The organism is uncultured Pseudoxanthomonas sp., from assembly GCF_947498795.1.
GTDB lineage: Bacteria > Pseudomonadota > Gammaproteobacteria > Xanthomonadales > Xanthomonadaceae > Pseudoxanthomonas_A.
In genome coordinates, this window is record NZ_CANMLQ010000005.1 from 253,668 (window position 1) to 270,538 (window position 16,871).

Below are 16,871 nucleotides of genomic sequence, written 5' to 3' on the forward strand. Positions count from 1 at the left end.
ATGGATGGGTCACTGGCTCTTGAGCTGGATGGCGGGCGTCACCTGCATCGCGCGCCAGGCGGGCAGCATGCCGGCGAGCAGGCTGGCGACGATCGCCAGCGCGAAGGTGGCCAGCAGCATCTTCAGGTCCATGTGCGCGAGGTCGGCATAGCCTGCCGGTTGCTGGCGGACCGCCAGCAGGCCGAGCCAGGCGAGTACCAGGCCAAGCACGCCGCCGACCAGGCCGACGGTGCCGGCTTCGACCAGGCATTGCGCGAAGATGGCCTTGCGGGTCGCCCCCAGTGCACGCCTTACGCCGATCTGCGACGCGCGGCCGAGGAATTTCGCCAGCAGCAGACCCACCGTGTTGAGCAGGCAGACCGCCAGGAAGCCGAACGCCAGCCACATCTGCAGGCGCACGTCGCCAGGCACCGCGCCCTGCTTGTCCAGCCACTGCATCACGTTGTGCAGGTCGACGTTGGTGGCGCGCTCGAAACGGCCCGCCGCCCGCTGCTGGTCGGAGTAGTTCTGCAGGTACTGCTTGTAGGCCTCGACCTTGGCCGGCGTGCCCAGTTCCACCCAGTACTGCAGCCATGAACACGGTGCGTTCGGGCCCTGCGAGCCTTCCTCGTCCGCGCTCGAGTCGCCCCAGCAGTTCATGTTGCCCTGCGTGCCCATCTTCACGGCGCGGGAGGTCCAGAAGGGCACGAACAGCTGCTCGACCTCGGTGAAGCGGTCCTGGGTCATGTCGTAGAACTTCGGTGCCGGGCGCCACTCGTCCAGCACGCCGATCACGCGGAAGGTCGCACCGGACGCCTTGATGTCGCGACCGACGCTGTTCGCGCCGCCGAAAAGCTTCTCGTTGAGCGCCTTGGAAATCACCGCCACGCGCGCCCGCGATTCGTCGTCCGCCGCCGACCAGCCGTTGCCGTAGCGGAACGGCACGTCGAACATCGGGAAGAAGTCGGCGGTGGTGTAGCGCGCATCGACGCGGAAGGGTTCGATGCGGCCATCCTCCGTTTCGATCGATGAAGCACCCCCGGTCATGAAGGCCTGGCGGTCGCCCTTCTTGTCGCGCAGCAGGTGTTCGGCGTCGTAACGCGTGAACTGGTCCTCCGGCTCGTCGCCCGGCGTGAAGCCGTTCGCCGATCGCGGGTCGATGCGCGGATAGAACAGCTTGTCGCTCTTCTGCGGGATCGGGTCGCCGGACAGCACGTAGAACACGGTCAGCGTGGTCATGCTGGCGCCGATGCCCAGCGCGATGGCCAGCACCATCAGGAAGGTCAATGCCTTGTTGCGCTTGAAGCTGCGCAGCGCAAGGGAGAAGTAGTAGCCGAACATGCGTGGCTCCGTAGGGTGGGCCCTGGCCCACCATGGGGTTGTCTTGGGTCTGTCTGCGGTGGGCCGGGGCCCACCCTACGCGGACGCGTTGGCTTCGGCGGCGTGGGCCGCGCGCATCAGCGCGGGCTCCACCGACAGGTCGGTGGCCATGCCGTCCACGATGTGCACATTGCGCTGCGCTCGCGCGGCGAGTTCCGGATCGTGCGTGACCATGATGATGGTCGTGCCCTGGCGGTTGATCTCTTCGAGCAGCTCCATCACGCCACGCGCCATCTGCGAATCGAGGTTGCCGGTCGGTTCGTCCGCCAGCAGCAGGCGCGGGCTGCCCGCCAGTGCGCGCGCGATCGCGGTGCGCTGCTGCTGGCCGCCCGACAGTTCGGCGGGGAAGTGCTTCATGCGCGAACCCAGGCCGACGCGCGCCAGTGCGTCTTCGATGCGCTGCTTGCGCTCGGCGGCCGGCATGCCGCGGTAGCGCAGCGGTACGTCGACGTTGTCGAACAGGTTGAGGTCGGGGATCAGGTTGAAGCCCTGGAAGATGAAGCCGATCTTCTGGTTGCGCAGGCGCGAGCGCGCGTCGTCGCCCAGGTGGCTGACGTCCTGCCCGTCGAGGAGGAACTGCCCGCCGGTGAACGTCTCCAGCAGCCCGGCGATGTTGAGGAAGGTGGTCTTGCCGGAACCCGACGGGCCGGTGACCGCGACGAACTCGCCCTCGCGGACATGCAGGTCCAGGGAACGCAGCGCGTGCGTTTCCACCTGTTCGGTGCGGTAGACCTTGGCGACTTGGCGCATCTCAAGCATGGCGGGTTCCTTCTTCGGGTTCTGGTGCGGAATGGATGGCGGGGGAGGGGCGTGGGGGAGCAGCGTGTGGAGTAGGGGAGATCAGTTGACCGAGACGCGCTCGGCATCGCCGAACAGGTCGCTGCCGGAGACGACGACCTTGTCGCCGGGCTGCAGGCCACCGAGCACTTCGATGTTGCTCAGGCTGCTGACGCCCAGTTGCACGGGACGGCGCACGGCGGAACTGCCGTCCATGACGTAGGCGTAGCGACCGCCGCCCTGTTCCAGGAACGGACCCCGTTCGACCATCAGCACGTTGCGGCGCGTATCCATCAGGATGCGTGCGGCCAGGCGCTGGTTCTGGCGCAGGCCCGGCGGCTGCTTGTCGGAGAAGCGCAGGCGGGTGACGACTTCGCCATTGACCACTTCCGGCGACACCGCGGAAATCTCGCCCGGGTACGGTTGGCCGGCGCTGGTGAGCGTGGCCGGCATGCCGATGGCGAGGTCGCGCGCGAAACTCTCCGGCACCTTGATCTCGACTTCGAACACCGACAGGTCCACCACGCTCAGCACGGGCGCGTTGATCGCCACGTTGGAGCGCTGCACGGCCTGGATCTGGCCGACCTGTCCGTCGAACGGCGCGCGCAGGGTCAGGGCATCGACCTGGCGCTGCACCTCGGTCACCACGGCGCGCTGGCGTTCGGCCAGCAGCTGCTTGTTGCGCGCATCCAGGCCCGCACCCTGGCCCTGCAGGCCGGCGTCCTTGCGTGCGTGGGACAGTGCGATCTCGGCCTTGCGCAGGTTGTCCTGCGCTTCCAGCACGTCGACCTGCGGCACCGCTCCGCCGTCGTAGCCACGCTGGTAGCGCTGCAGGGTGCGCTCGGCGGCCTGGCGTTCGATCTCGGCCTGGTCGAGCGCCTTCTGCGCATCGGCGCGGGTGACGCTGGCATCCAGCGTGGCGCGGCTCGCTTCGGCTTCCAGGCCGGCCAGGGTGGTCTGCTCCTGCGCCAGCTTGCTGCGCAGTTCCGGGCTGTCGATCTCGGCCAGCGGCTGGCCCTTGGCGACCTTGTCGCCGGCCACGACCTTCAGCGTGACCACGCCCCCGGCCACGGCATACAGGGTGGGGCTGTTGGCGGCAATCACGCGGCCGTCGGCGGCGATGTCGCGGACCAGGTCGCCGCGCGTCACTTCGGCGATGCGCAGGCGCGCCCCGTCGATGGACGCGGTGCCCGACAGCCAGCCCCGTGCGGCGAACACGATGCCTGCCAGCAGCAGGGCGCCGCCGGCCGCGGGCCATACCCAGCGGCGCCAGGCCGGACGGGTCTGCGAGGAGCTGAGCACTCGGTCTTGCGCGGAGGTGTCCCGAATCATCGGCGGCATGCGTTCTGTGGAATGACCTGCAGGTATCAGCAGGATGCGTGCCAAACGCAAGCGATTGATTCGCAAGGGGGTTGTCCGGGACTGGAGGCTGTCCGGGTGTCCGCGGACACTGCGCGGACAGGGGCTGTCCAGTACCGGACACGTAGAATGTCCGTTCGTTTCACTCAGATGGAAGACACACGCTTATGTGCGGAATTGTGGGCGCGATCGCCGGGCGCGACGTGGTGCCGGTACTGATCGAAGGACTGAAGCGGCTGGAATACCGGGGCTACGATTCGGCGGGCATCGCCGTCGTGGACCAGCAGGACGTACGCCGCGTGCGCCGCACCGGCCGCGTGGCCGAAATGGAAGGCGCGGCCGCTGCCGAGGGCTTCAATGCGAGCCTGGGCATCGGCCATACGCGGTGGGCGACCCACGGCGGCGTGACCGAAGCCAACGCGCATCCGCACATCAGCCACGGCGTGGCGCTGGTGCACAACGGCATCATCGAGAACCATGAGGAGCAGCGCGAGAAACTGCGCGCCCTCGGCTACGTGTTCGAGTCGCAGACCGACACGGAAGTGATCGCCCACCTGATGCACCACCACCTCAAGGGTGGTGATGACCTGCTGGCTGCGTTGCAGCGCACGGTGAAGGAACTCACCGGCGCATATGCGCTGGCGGTGGTGAGCCGCAAGGAACCGGACCGCATGGTCTGCGCCCGCATGGGCTGCCCGCTGCTGATCGGCATCGGCGAAGGCGAGAATTTCATCGCGTCCGACGTGTCCGCGATCCTGCAGGCGACGCGCCGCGTGATCTTCCTGGAAGAGGGCGACACCGCCGAGGTGACGCGCGACAGCGTGAAGGTGTTCGACGGCAAGGACCAGCCGGTGCAGCGTGACGTGCACGTGTCCGATGTGTCACTGGCCTCGCTGGAACTGGGCCCGTACCGCCACTTCATGCAGAAGGAGATCCACGAGCAGCCGCGTGCGATCGCCGACACCATCGAAGCGGTGGTCGACGGCGGCTTCTCGCCCACGCTGTTCGGTGCCGATGCCGAAGCCGCGCTGAAGGACATCGAAGGCGTGCAGATCCTCGCCTGCGGCACCAGCTACTATGCCGGCATGACGGCGCGTTACTGGCTCGAAGCCATCTCCGGCCTGCCGTGCAGCGTCGAGATCGCCAGCGAGTATCGGTACCGCGACGCCTACGCCAATCCCAAGCACCTGATCGTCACCATCTCGCAGTCCGGCGAAACCCTGGACACGATGGAAGCGCTGAAGTACGCCAAGTCGTTGGGGCACCAGCACACGCTGTCGATCTGCAACGTGCCCGAGAGCGCCATCCCGCGCGCCAGCGAACTGGTCTGCTACACCCGCGCCGGCGCTGAGATCGGCGTGGCGTCGACGAAGGCCTTCACGACCCAGCTGGCGGCGCTGTTCCAGCTGACCGTCGTGCTGGGCAAGTTGCGCGGCAAGGTCACGCCGGCGCAGGAAGCCGACTATCTGGAACAGCTGCGGCACCTGCCGGGCAGCGTGCAGCACGCATTGAACCTCGAGCCGCAGATCGCCGCGTGGGCCGAGCGTTTCGCGCCGAAGTCCGATGCGTTGTTCCTCGGCCGCGGCTTGCACTACCCGATCGCACTGGAAGGCGCGCTCAAACTGAAGGAAATCTCGTACATCCACGCCGAGGCGTATCCGGCCGGCGAACTGAAGCATGGTCCGCTGGCGCTGGTGGATGCGGACATGCCGGTGGTGGTGATCGCGCCGAACGACGTCCTGCTGGAGAAAGTGAAATCCAACATGCAGGAAGTGCGCGCGCGTGGCGGCGAGCTGTTCGTCTTCACCGACCAGGACAGCCACTTCAGCGAATCCGAAGGCGTGCACGTGATCCGTACGCCGCGCCACGTCGGCGTGCTCAGCCCGATCGTGCACACCATCCCGGTGCAGCTGTTGGCGTACCACACCGCCTTGGCGCGCGGCACCGACGTGGACAAGCCGCGCAACCTGGCGAAGTCGGTGACGGTGGAGTAGTCGTCCATCCAGATGCCGGAGAGAGGACGGGCCGCGCAATGCGGCCCGTTTCTGTTTGGTAAGACGCGAACTTGCGATCAGGAAGCTGCGGTGCCCGCCGTCGGCAGCGCCAATCGCTTTTCCAGATCTTCGCGCATGTCCACCAGCTCGGTGGACAGCTGCTTCCGCTTGGCCATGCCTTCGCGGTGTATCTCGCGGACTTCCTCCACCGTCCGGATCAGGGTTTCGTTGACGGTGCGCAGGGTCTCGATGTCGATCACCGAGCGCTGGTTGGCGCGTGCGGTGCCGACGGCGGTCGCATGCACCAGCTCGGCGTTCTTGCGCATCAATTCGTTGCTGGCGTCGTCGATGGCGTTGGCCAGTTCCACCGCGTTGCGCTGGTCGGCCAGCGACAGCTGGATAGCGAACTGGTTGCGCCACATCGGGATGGTGATGTCGCGCACGGCGCTGAACTTCTCGATCAGCTGGATGGCATTGGCCTGGATCAGGCGGATCATCGGCAGCGTCTGGTCCGCCGCGTGCTGCAGTACCTGCAGGTCGGACACGCGCTTGTCGATCAGGCGCAGCGCGGTGTCCAGGGCGGCGCGGCGCGTACGGGATTCCTGATCCTCCTTGCCCGCCAGCGTCGCCAGCTCCGCTTCCAGTTCGGCGATGCGGACGCGGCCGGCGGCTACGTGCACGCCGAGTTCGCGACGCTCGTCCAGCACGATGTCGTGCATCTGGTCGTACTCGCGTACGCGCTGCTGCTGGATCTGCTGGGTCTTGCCCACGTCGCCCATCAGCTGGTCGATCTGGCGGTTGGTGGAGCTGTAGCGCTGGACCAGGTCGTCCTTGGTCGCGCGCATCCTGTCGATCAGCGGTCCCAGGATCGGCAGCTTGGAGCGGCCATGGAAGGACTCGAGATTCAGCGAGCGCGCGATGCGCACGACTTCGCCCAGCTTGTCGCCGCTGCTGTCGAGGTCGGCATTGCGGACCTTGTCCAGCAACTGCGTGCTGAAGGCGCTGGTCTTGGTGGTCGCTTCACGGCCATAGGTGTGCAGGTTGCCGGGCGCGATGTCCTGCAGCGCCTTGGTCGCCTCCTGGATGCGCGGGATGTCGGCGCTTTCCAGGCCCAGGTCGGTCAGCAACTGCGGCGACAGCGCCGCGGGCACCAGCGTCTGTTCGGATGGGGTCGTCGTCATGTGGCCTCCTTGGGTAGGGTTCGCTGCGCGACCGCTGTCTGCGTGGCAGACGGGGCGGGCAGGTGTTCGATGTGGGCTTCCAGCGCTTCTATCGTCCGCGTGGCGGAGGATAGCTGCATTCCGTGGTCGGCACCGGCGGCGACACCGAGCTGCTGGTCGAGCAGCACGGTCAGCAGGGGCAATTGCTGCGCGTGGCGCTCGGCGATGGCGAGTGCGTTGGCGGCGACCAGGTCCAGCTGGCTGGCGGTGATCTCGTAGGCGCTGCGCAGGGTGATGAGGTGCGCGAGCCGCGACGTCCCCGCGTGCGAGTCATCCGCGGCCTGCTGGCGCGCCAGGTCGTCGATCTCGCGTTGCAGGCGCGCGCATGCATCACGCAGTTGCTGCGCATGCGCGGCCAGCGTCTCATGCTGTCGGTGCAAGCGGGAGGCTTCGAAGCCGGCCTGCCGCAGCAGGATGCCGCTGCGCTCGCGCAAGGACCGTGCCTCGGCGGCCAGGCGGATGTCGCGGCCGATCAGCCGGCCCCAGAAGCCGACGCTACGGCGCAACGCGCGCGGATCGGCGGACAGCAGCACCGTGCGCAGGTCGCGCAACGTCGCCTGCAGGTCGCCCGCGCCGGCCTGCGCCAACGCACGGATCGCGGCGGCGTGTTCGGCGACGCCGATGGTGTCGGCGTCGGTGGAAGGCGGCAGGCTCACCTCCGCGGCTCCCCTTCTTCATCCTCGCCGGATGTCGACGGCGATACGTCCAGCGTGGGCGTCGGACGCTCTTCCTTGAAGGCGAGGCTGGCGATCACCTGGTCGAATTCCGCTTCACGCGGCGATCTCGGCTTGGCCTTGCGCGCACCGGCAGGCACGGGGGCCGCCACGTTACTGCGCATCGCCTGCGCCAGCGCGACGAGGGCGGCGTTGAGCTGGTCCTGCCGCACCATCGTCTGCTGCAGCGCCTGAAGTACCGGCGCTGTGTCCACGACCGCCGCTGCGGGGGCGGGCGTGACCGGCGTGGCGGTCTCCGGCATGCGCAGGGCGTGCAGGGCGGAGAGCAAGGCTTCCCAGGGCGCAGGTGCAGCCACTTCCACCGGCGCGGGTTCGCTCATCCGCTGCAGGCCGACGGCGATGTCGGCCAGCTGTGCGACCACGCGACCGCCGACATCCGCATCGTCTGCGCCCATCGCCTTGTTGCGCAGGAAGTCCGCCTTGATCTGGTTCCAGCGCGCCTGTTCTTCGCCGGTCAGCATGCTGCGCAACTCGCTGAGCTTGAGCAGGTTCTCTTCGGCCCCGGTGGTCAGCAACTGCGCCTCGCCGAGATAGTGGTCGGAAATCAGCTGCTGCAGCTCGGCAGCGTTCATGACCGGGGAAATCTTCTCCGCCAGCTTGTTCATGTTGCGGTAGCTGCCCTGCAGCCGGAACGGTGGTTCCACCCGGTACTTGTCCGCCTGCGCGGCGCTGGCGATGTACTGCTGGTTGACGCGGTAGACCACGTCACGCACGGTCAGCAGCCGCTGCAGCACGGCGACGATCTCGCCGATCTCCGCGCCGCTGTAGGCATGCGACAGCTGGTTGGTGCTGACGTCCTTGCCGCGCGCCTTGTCGACCAGCAGGTAGAGATCGGCCAGGTCGCGAGTGGCGAGCGGCGCGAGCACCGGGTTCGATGTCAGGCAGTTCTCCACGTAGCTCAGCAGGAAAGCGTCTTCCATTCCGCCGAGCACGTCGCCGAGGTTGTAGATATCGGCGCGGTTGGCCAGCATGTCGGGAATCTTGAAGACTTCGCCCGACTCCGTGTAAGGATTGCCCGCCATCACCACCGCGAACTTGCGCCCGCGCATGTCGTAGGTCTTGGTCTTGCCGCGCCACACGCCCTCGATGCGGCGCGTGCCGTCGCAGAGCGAGATGAACTTCTGCAGGAATTCCGGATGCGTGTGCTGGATGTCGTCCAGGTACAGCATCACGTTGTTGCCCATCTCCAGCGCGAGGTTGAGCTTCTCGAGCTCCTGCCGCGAGGTCGCATCCGGGGCCTGCGCGGGATCCAGCGAGCGCACCTCGTGGCCGAGCGCCGGTCCGTTGATCTTCATGAAGACCAGCCCCAGCCGGTGTCCCACGTACTCCATCAACGTGGTCTTGCCGTAGCCGGGAGGCGAAATCATCATCAGCAAGCCCATCAGGTCGCTGCGCTTGCTCTCGCCGACGGTGCCCATCTGCTTGGCGAGGTTGTCGCCGATTACGGGCAGGTAGACGTCGTTGATCAGCCTGTTGCGCACGAACGAGGTCAGCGGGCGCGCCTTGAACTCGGACAGGCGCATCGCCGCGCGTTCCCGCTGCGCCACTTCGCCGCGCAATGCCTGGTACCGCTGCCATGCCGGCACGAAGTGCTCGCGGTGCGTGGCGAAGCGGGCCGGCAGGTCGTCCACTGCCAGCGCCAGCCGTCCCTCGCGGATGCGCGCGTGCTCGCCCAGCAGGCCGTCGACGGTGGCCATCAGCGTGACGTGTTCGACCACGTGCGTCAGCTGCGGTCCGTGCCGCAGCAGCGCAATCGCTTCCGGCACGTAGGCGGCGAGAGGGGCATGGTCGGGCAGGGCGGCCAACGCTTCGAGCGCCTGCCGCAGCAGCGACCACGCCGCGGCGGGCTTCGCCTCCAGCCGTTGCAGTGCGCTGGCGAGGACGGCACCACCCGCGTCGTCGGTCAGGCGTGCGCGGAAGGCGGACACCAGCGCGTCGGCGTAGTGGGTGAAGCGGAAGGTCGGTGTCGCCGTGGTGACAGTGTCCATCAGGAACGTGGCGGCCGCCTTCGTGTCCGTCCTGGCGAAGGGCAGCGCATCGCGCTGGATCCACTCGGCGAGCGTGGCCGCCAGGTCGTCGCGCAGCGTCGCCATGGCGCGGCCCGCCGGCGACAGCGCATCGATCGCGCGGGCGGCGCGGATGCGCTCGATCGTTTCCTGCGGCACGGCGTCGCTGCGGCACCACCAGGCGACCGCCAGCGCGCGCGCGGACGGCGCGTGCCGCAGGGTGCCCGCGGCATTGCGCAGGGGGAGGAACGCGCGCAGGATCGCGGCCGCATCATGGTCGTGGATGCCCTTCTCGTAGCCTTCGCGATAACGCTGCGCGGCGTACTCGCGGACGATCCTGTCGAGTGCCTCGGGATCGGCCAGTGCGTGTTCGAGCGCCTGCATGCTGAGCCCGGCCTCGCCCGCCAGCGCGTCATCCAGCAGCCGGCATGCGAGGTACTCGCCGCGGTAGAGCGAGGGCGATTCGGATTCGAGGCTGACGTTCCAGTAGTCGCGCAGGGCGTCCAGCGCCGGTTCCTGCAGCGGCGCCAGGTAGTCGGTGCCGGTCAGGTGCACGGCCAGCGTGTCGCCGCGCGGGATCAGCGTCAGGTCCAAGGGTTGCGTGTTGACGCTGAAACGATGGCGCGGTCCGAGGCGGATGACGTTGCCCGCGTCTTCGAACAGGTCGCTGCGGTCGCGCAGGCCGCGCACGGCCTGGTCGCGGGCGCCCTTGATGCGCGCTTCGATGTCGTCGGCCTTCACCGAGTCCTTCAGCTCGCGCAGGCGGCCGGCCAGTTCGCGCAGTTTCAGGATCAGCGCATCGCCGGCGAAGAACGCGTTGAGTTCGTCCGGCGTGGTGAAGCGCTCGGTGCGCCGGCCGAGGCCCTCCAGGATGCGGTTGGCGGCTTCCTGCACCGACTGCGCCTTGCGCTGCCGATCGTCCAGCAGCGCCTGCTTGTGCGCCTCGAAGGCGTCCAGCATCTCCTCGCGCTTGGACAGGATGTCGCCGAGGAACTGTTCGTGCTCGCCGAACTGGCTCTCCAGTTCCTCCAGCTGCACCATCAGGCGCGACAGCTGCTCGTCGGCGCGCTCCGGCGTGGTGGCCATGGCCAGCGCATTGCTCACGGCCTGGCTGAAGAGAGTGAACTGCGCGCCGAACTGCGCCACTGCTTCGGCGGAGCCGAGTTCGCGGCGCCGCTGGGTGGCGCGTGCGCGGGTCTGGTTGAGGCGGGCGTAGATGGCCGACAGGGCGTCGACGACGCGGGTGCGCTGGGTCGCGTCGTCCACCCGCAGCGTCGCCATCAGTTCGGACAGCATGTCGAGCTCGCCGGCCATGCCCTGCATGGCCTCGATGGCTTCTGCCAGTTCGCGTGCGCTGGCGGCTTTCTGCGCGCGTGCGTCGAGTTCCAGCAGGCGCTGCTGGAACGGCGCGAGCGCTTTTTCGCCGGCGAGGAACTGGCCGGTCGCCGTGCCGATACGCTCATGCGCTTCCTGCAGCGCGGCCGTCATCGCGTCGATGGCCGCCGTATCGATGTAGCGGAAGTCGCGCAGCGTCAGCAGATGACCGCGCAGGCGCGATACCGCGCCCAGCGCCTCGACGAACTCGCCGATGCCGGTCCACCCCTCCGGCTGCAGGCGGCCGAGCAGGGCGCGATGGTCGCGCTGCGCCTGCGCCATCGACGTTTCCGACTGGCGCCGGATCTCCTGCACCTTCTCGTACTCGTCCAGCACCGACTCACCGGTGCCGGCGATCTCGTGCAGCAGCGTGGCCAGGCCATCGCACTGCGTATCGTCGATCCAGTGGTGCACGTCGAACAGGCGTCGCGTGCCGTGCGTCAGCAACTGGTAGCGCTGCGCGGACACGTCCGGGCGCTCGATCTCGCGGGCGAGGTCGAACAGATTCGACACGGCGCGCACCAGCTCGGCATTGCCGAGCTTCGCCATGAACGACGTGCCGGCCGGACGCGTGGCGGCGAATTCGTCGGACGTGAAGGGCGTCTGCCATACCTGCATCGGGTGGACGCGGGTGGGGTCGTCGTTCTCGGCGCGGAACAGCACCATGCGCCCGTCGTGCAGGCGCGCATAGCCGTGCGCGAGCACCGGCGGCTGCAGGCGGCGCTGCACAAGGTTGTAGACGAGCAGGGCGGCCTGGCCGGTCTCGCGCTCGTAGAAGATGTACATCACGTCTTCGCCGTTCGGCGAACGGATCGTGCGCTTGTACTGCATGTGCTGCACGGCGGCGTCGAAGGCCTTGTGCTCGCCATTCTGCAGGTAGTAGCCGCCCGGGAAGATGATGCCGTGGTCCTCGGGCAGCTGGATGCAGGCCTGCACGATGGCGTCCAGTCGGGTCGCCTTGCCGGTCTGCGTGTTGTAGACCAGTCCGCGCCACGTGCCCTCGCGGTACGGCAGCACCTTGAGCAGGATCAGCGAGCCGACCCGCGCGAATTCGATCTGCGCGTCGTCCAGCGACTGCGTGCGGTCCTCGACCGGTTCGCTGTAGACGCCGGCGCCGGTCTCCGTGTTGTTTTCCACCTTCAGCGTCAGGTCGCCGCCGATGGTCTCCACGAACAGGGTGTCGAGGATGTTCAGGTGCGGGTGGCGGCCACTGACCTCCATGTCCTTGGTGGCGCGCGACCATTCGAAATCGAACGGAGGCGGCAGCACGATGTCGCGCTCGCCGCGCGCATCGAGGTAGTTCACCTCGCCCTCGGCCGTGAGCGTCCAGCGGAACACCCGCACGTCGGTGTTCTTCAGGCCGATCTGGAACGCCATCAGCAGGCGCCCGTCGCGCACGATCAACTGCAGCAGCCGCGCGTCCTTGTAGTAGCTGTACAGCTCGCTGAAATCGCGCTGGAACGCGTCGTCGCCCAGGAAGGTCGCCGCAATGTCGACGGGCGCCACGTCGTAGCCGTCGCCGGTCTCCACCAGGCGATAGATGCCGAACACGTCGGCGACCGAGGTGGTCGCCTTCAGGCCCATGTAGACGTTGAAGCCGAACAGCAGCAGGTCGCCGACCTGCACGATGTCGCGCCCGACCGAATTGTGCTCGGTGCGGATGCGCAGGCGGCCGATGGCCTCCATGCGGCTGTCGCCGAATTCCTGCAGGCGGCGCGTGTTCAGCGCTTCCACGAGCGTACGCAGGCGCGCACCCTGTTCGTCGAGGCGACGGCGCAGCACGTCGTAGGCGCCGCCCTGGGCCACGGCCTGGTCGACCTGCGTATCGGTGGAGGGAACGGCGGTGTTCGGCGTCTCGGACATCGGACCTCATCCTCGCCCGTCCTGGGCGGTCGATGCGGAAATCGGGGCCGGCGGCACGCGCCGCCGGTCCGGCTCATGGCAGGGCGTCAGGCGTCGGTGGCTTCTGCCTGGCGACCGGCCGCCGGCAGTCCCGTGCCTGCCAGCCGACCCAGCAGCTGCGAGGCGATGGGACTCTCGCCAACGATGCCTTCCAGCGCCTTGCCCAGCGAGATGCCCTTGGTCAGCGCATTGAACACGCCACCGTCGCCACCGATCAGTTCGATGTTGGCGTTCTTCAGCGCGCCGGCCAGCACTTCGGCGTTCTCGCGCGAGATCGCCTTGCCGGCGTCGATCGACGCAAGCAGCTGGCGCAGCTGGGTTTCCAGCAGCATGCGGAACTCCTCGTGGCTGCGCGCATCCGGGCTCATCTTGCCCATCGCATCGAACTTGGACGTCAGGCCCTCGGCCTCGGCGGACATCTTCTTGGCGATGTTGCTGGCTTCGGCGTCGCCCATCGCCTGCGTCGCGCTGGCATTGGCCTGGCCCAGCTTCTGCGCACCTTCGGCTTCGGCGGTCAGGCGCTCGGTCAGCACGCGTGCATCGGCGTTGCCCTGCTTGTAGGTGGCGTCGGCCTTGGCTTCCAGCACGCGCGCTTCGGCCAGGCCGGTCTTCTCCATGGCCACGGCGTTGGCTTCCTGCACCTGTGCTTCGGCCAGGCCCGGCGCAGCGCTTTCGGCGCGCACGCCGTCGGCCAGCACGCGCTTGGCCTCGGCCTGCTTGCCGGCGGCCTGCAGTTCCGCCTCGGCCAGCACGGTCATCTCGACGGCGCGGTGGCGCGCGGCCTGTTCGGCGGCTTCGGCGGCCTTCACGTCCTTGACCAGCGTCTCCTGGGCGGCCGCCTCGGCGGCCAGCACGGTGACCTGCTTGGCGCGATCGGCCTCGGCGACCTCGCGGGTCTCCTTGATCTTCTCTTCGGCCACCGCGACGGTCTGCTCGATCTGTGTACGCTCGCGCACCACGTTCGCCACTTCCATGCGGCCCTGCTCGACGACCTTGTCGCGGTCGACCTGCTGCATCTGGACCTCCTTGTCGGTGTTCACGCGCTCGAGCTGCTCGGCGCGTGCGACGCGCTCGAGTTCGATCGCCACGGCGCGGCGGCGGTTCTGCTCGGCGACTTCCACCTGGCGCAGCTGTTCCTGCTCGCGGATCTTGATCTGCTCTTCGGTCTCCAGGCGCGCACGCTCGGATACCTGGCGCTGCTCTTCGATCACCTTGGCGGTTTCGGCCGCCTCGCGTGCGCGCACGGTCTCGACCTCGCGCTTCTGCCGGGCTTCCGCCTCGGCCTGCTGGCGTTCCAGCGCCAGCAGCGCTTCCCGTGCCTCGGTGTTCTTCTTGGTGATGGCGAGCTTCTCGTTCTGCTCCAGCTCGTTGGTATGCACGTTCTGGCGCGCGGTCAGCTCGGTGATCTTGCGGATGCCTTCTGCGTCCAGGATGTTGCTGGGGTCCAGCAGGTGCTTGGGCGTCTGCTCCAGGTAGTCGATGGCGACGTCCTCGAGCACGTAGCCGTTGAGGTCCTGGCCGATGACGGCGACGATCTCGTCGCGAAACTCCTGGCGCTTGTCGAACAGCTCGGTGAAGTCGAACTTCTTGCCCACCGTCTTCAGGGCCTCGGAGAACTTGGCGTTGAACAGCTCATCCACCGCATGCTTGTCCGAGGCGCGGTCGGCGCCGATCGCCTTGGCCACGCGCAGCACGTCGCCGGGGGTCTCGTTGACGCGCAGGTAGAACGCCACCGCGATGTCGGCGCGCATGTTGTCCTTGCAGACCAGGCCTTCCTTGCCGCGACGGTCCACCTGCAGGGTGATCAGGCTGATCTTCATCAGCTCGGCCTTGTACAGCACCGGGATGATCAGCGCGCCGGTGAAATGCACCTTCGGCTGCGAACTCATGTCGTTGACGATGAGCGCGGTGCCCTGTTCGACCTTCTTGTAGAAGGCCTTGAAGATGCCGATGAAGCCGAAACCCAGCACCAGCAGGACGACGAGTCCGATGGCGAAGGGAAGGATCGAGGCAGTGGTCATTGCAGAACTCCTTGTAGACGGCGCGGGTGTTTACTGCTGGTGGAAGGCGGTTTCGGACATGACGCGGTACGTGTTGTCGGGTTCGAGGTGTTCGATGAGCACGACGCGGTCGCCGCGCATCAGGCGCTCGCCCGGCAGCGTGCGGATTTGCAGGATCAGGCCGGCGCCGCCGTCGTCGAAATGCGCGCGTCCGCTGGTCGCATCCGCATGCGGCGAGATCACCGAGCCGGTGCGGCCGAGCACGGACGGAGGCACCGGCGGACGCAGTCGCGTGATCACGGCGGCGATGGGACGCAGCAACAGCGAGGTCACGAGGGCGCCCGGCAGCAGCGCCACGACCAGCGTGCCGGCACCGGCGAGCCAGCGGAGGCTGTCGGGGATGTGCTGGAGCACGAACAGGTGCACGAAGTAGGTGATCAGCCAGCCGAAGAAGGACAGCACCGTGAGTACCAGCATCATCGGTACGCCGGACAGTCCAAGCTTCGCCAACATGCCCGCGACCACGCTGGGTTCGGCAGTGTCGCCGTCGGTCGTCAGCCAGCCATCCACGGCGTCGATGTCCACCATGCCGGTGGCGGCGAGCAACCAGTACACCGTGCAGAAAGCGAGCAGCACGCTGTACACCAGCGTGGGAAAGGTCAAGACGGTGTTCAGGAACTCATTCATCGTGGCTCCCCCTGTTTCAGCGCTTGCGCGCGGACGAAGTGATGCGTTTGCGGGCGCGGTCCAGCACGGCCTGTGCAGGATCCCCGGCGGCCTTCGTGCGCTTGCCCGGTCCGCTCGATCCACTCCCCTGGACCGGCGCGCGGCGTTGCTTCATGCGTGCTGCCGACGCGAACGCAGGTTCCGGGTACAGCGCGTCGCCCGGCTGGCGCTTCGCCACCGTGGCCTGCGCGCGCTGCAGGCTGTTGGAGGCGCGCAGGATGTCGAGCTGGTGCTTGAGGCGACGCAGGCGGCCTTCGAGCTGCTCGACGACATGCTGGAACTGGCGCTCCTGCGCGGCCAGCTCGTGACCCTCCTCCAGCCGCTGGCTGCGTTGCGCCTGCAGGCGGACCACGTCGTCCGCCGCCGCGCGCGCCTGCGTCGTGCGCCCTTGCCGCAACGCCGATTCCACCTTGGCCTCGGTCTCGCCGATGCGCGTGGCCAGCGCAGCCTGGTGTTGCTCGTTCGCCACGCGGCGCGCCTTCGCGGCGGCGTGCTCGCCGCGCGCGCCATGCAGGGCGTCGTCGACGGCGCGGATTTCCTCGTCCAGCAGCCGTTCGGCGCGGTCGCCCATCACCGCGCCGGCCAGGCCTTCCATGCCTTCCTGGATGCGCTTGAACAGGGTTTTCAGCGTATCGGGCATCAGGCCTTCTTCCTGGCGGCGGGACGCAGGAACGGGCGATAGGCCTCGGTCGCGCTGATCGCGTTCTCGGCGAGCGTCTCGATCTCGAACATCACGTTGGCCAGGCTGGAATGCGTGTCCAGCGCGCCGAACATGGTGTAGCCCGCCACGCCGCCGATGCGCTGCATGCCGATGGTGGAAAGCGGAAGCAGCACATGCGTGCTGAGCACGTGCGCATTGAACGCCGCCACATCGGTGACGTCCTCCACCGGCCACAGATAGGCTTCGACCAGGATCTGCTCGCCCCCCACCGCGAGGAACACCGACAGGTCGCCGTACTCGTGCATCACCAGGTGCAGGCTGGGTTCGGCGCCTTCGATGGTCTCCAGGGTGATCAGGCCATCGCGCACGGTGCTGGCCTGCTGCAGTGCGTGGCGGATCGCTGCCACGGTCCATCCCGCTTCCGCCGGTTGGGTCGGCAGGTAGGGAATGCCGGACTCCCGCTCGGCCTCCCGCATCGATTTCTCGATGGATGCCAGTTCCTCGGCGTACTCCGGGCGGATCCACACGTCCTTCTTGACCAGCCCCTGCTCGCGCATGCGTTCGCGGTAGTTGCGGACGTGCAGCGTGGATGCCTTTATGGCGGTGTGCGAGGCTGTCATGAAATGATGTTTATTGATTACATGTAATGATGTCAAGCGGCGGTGCGTCACGGTCCGGTTGTGGTCACGCAGGATGTCCCGGCAAGATGACCGGGCGGTGGCGGCTGTCGTCTGCGTGTAACAGGCGGCGCGCAGAATG

At 67.8% G+C, this 16,871-nt stretch carries 11 protein-coding genes; 1 reads left to right on the forward strand and 10 read right to left on the reverse strand.

What is annotated here, in order from left to right:
- Positions 1–9: 9 nt before the first annotated feature.
- The 3 genes from Q0907_RS13880 to Q0907_RS13890 form a co-directional block, all read right to left on the reverse strand.
- A complete protein-coding gene (locus Q0907_RS13880) occupies positions 10–1,320 on the reverse strand; it encodes an ABC transporter permease (RefSeq protein WP_296281488.1) in 1,311 nt (436 codons plus the stop codon).
- Between the two features lie 75 nt (positions 1,321–1,395).
- Positions 1,396–2,118, reverse strand: coding sequence for an ABC transporter ATP-binding protein (locus Q0907_RS13885; RefSeq protein WP_299345764.1), 723 nt, complete (start codon positions 2,116–2,118; stop codon positions 1,396–1,398).
- Between the two features lie 81 nt (positions 2,119–2,199).
- Positions 2,200–3,468, reverse strand: coding sequence for an efflux RND transporter periplasmic adaptor subunit (locus Q0907_RS13890; RefSeq protein WP_299345968.1), 1,269 nt, complete (start codon positions 3,466–3,468; stop codon positions 2,200–2,202).
- 194 nt (positions 3,469–3,662) lie between these two features.
- Here Q0907_RS13890 and glmS point away from each other — a divergent pair, with 194 nt between their 5' ends.
- Positions 3,663–5,489, forward strand: a complete 1,827-nt coding sequence (gene glmS, locus Q0907_RS13895; RefSeq protein ID WP_299345767.1) for a glutamine--fructose-6-phosphate transaminase (isomerizing) — start codon at positions 3,663–3,665, stop codon at positions 5,487–5,489.
- Positions 5,490–5,566: 77 nt separating this feature from the next.
- Here glmS and Q0907_RS13900 read toward each other — a convergent pair whose 3' ends face one another.
- The 7 genes from Q0907_RS13900 to Q0907_RS13930 form a co-directional block, all read right to left on the reverse strand.
- Positions 5,567–6,670, reverse strand: a complete 1,104-nt coding sequence (locus tag Q0907_RS13900) for a toxic anion resistance protein (RefSeq protein WP_299345771.1) — start codon at positions 6,668–6,670, stop codon at positions 5,567–5,569.
- Positions 6,667–7,365 (reverse strand): hypothetical protein, encoded by a 699-nt coding sequence (locus Q0907_RS13905; RefSeq protein ID WP_299345774.1) that lies wholly within the window; start codon positions 7,363–7,365, stop codon positions 6,667–6,669. The genes Q0907_RS13900 and Q0907_RS13905 overlap by 4 nt, the downstream gene beginning before the upstream one ends.
- Entirely contained in the window at positions 7,362–12,686 is a 5,325-nt protein-coding gene (locus tag Q0907_RS13910; protein WP_299345776.1) for a DNA repair ATPase, read from the reverse strand. The genes Q0907_RS13905 and Q0907_RS13910 overlap by 4 nt, the downstream gene beginning before the upstream one ends.
- Before the next feature lie 86 nt (positions 12,687–12,772).
- Positions 12,773–14,746: a hypothetical protein gene (locus tag Q0907_RS13915; RefSeq protein ID WP_299345778.1), complete on the reverse strand. Its 1,974-nt coding sequence runs from the start codon at positions 14,744–14,746 to the stop codon at positions 12,773–12,775.
- A gap of 30 nt (positions 14,747–14,776) precedes the next feature.
- On the reverse strand, positions 14,777–15,412 hold the full coding sequence (locus tag Q0907_RS13920; RefSeq protein WP_299345781.1) for a hypothetical protein: 636 nt from the start codon (positions 15,410–15,412) through the stop codon (positions 14,777–14,779).
- A 16-nt stretch (positions 15,413–15,428) separates the two neighbouring features.
- Positions 15,429–16,091 carry a PspA/IM30 family protein gene (locus tag Q0907_RS13925; RefSeq protein ID WP_299345784.1) on the reverse strand — a complete coding sequence of 221 codons (663 nt, stop codon included), beginning with the start codon at positions 16,089–16,091 and terminating at the stop codon, positions 15,429–15,431.
- Positions 16,091–16,732 (reverse strand): DUF2170 family protein, encoded by a 642-nt coding sequence (locus tag Q0907_RS13930; protein ID WP_296282163.1) that lies wholly within the window; start codon positions 16,730–16,732, stop codon positions 16,091–16,093. The genes Q0907_RS13925 and Q0907_RS13930 overlap by 1 nt, the downstream gene beginning before the upstream one ends.
- Positions 16,733–16,871 lie beyond the last annotated feature (139 nt).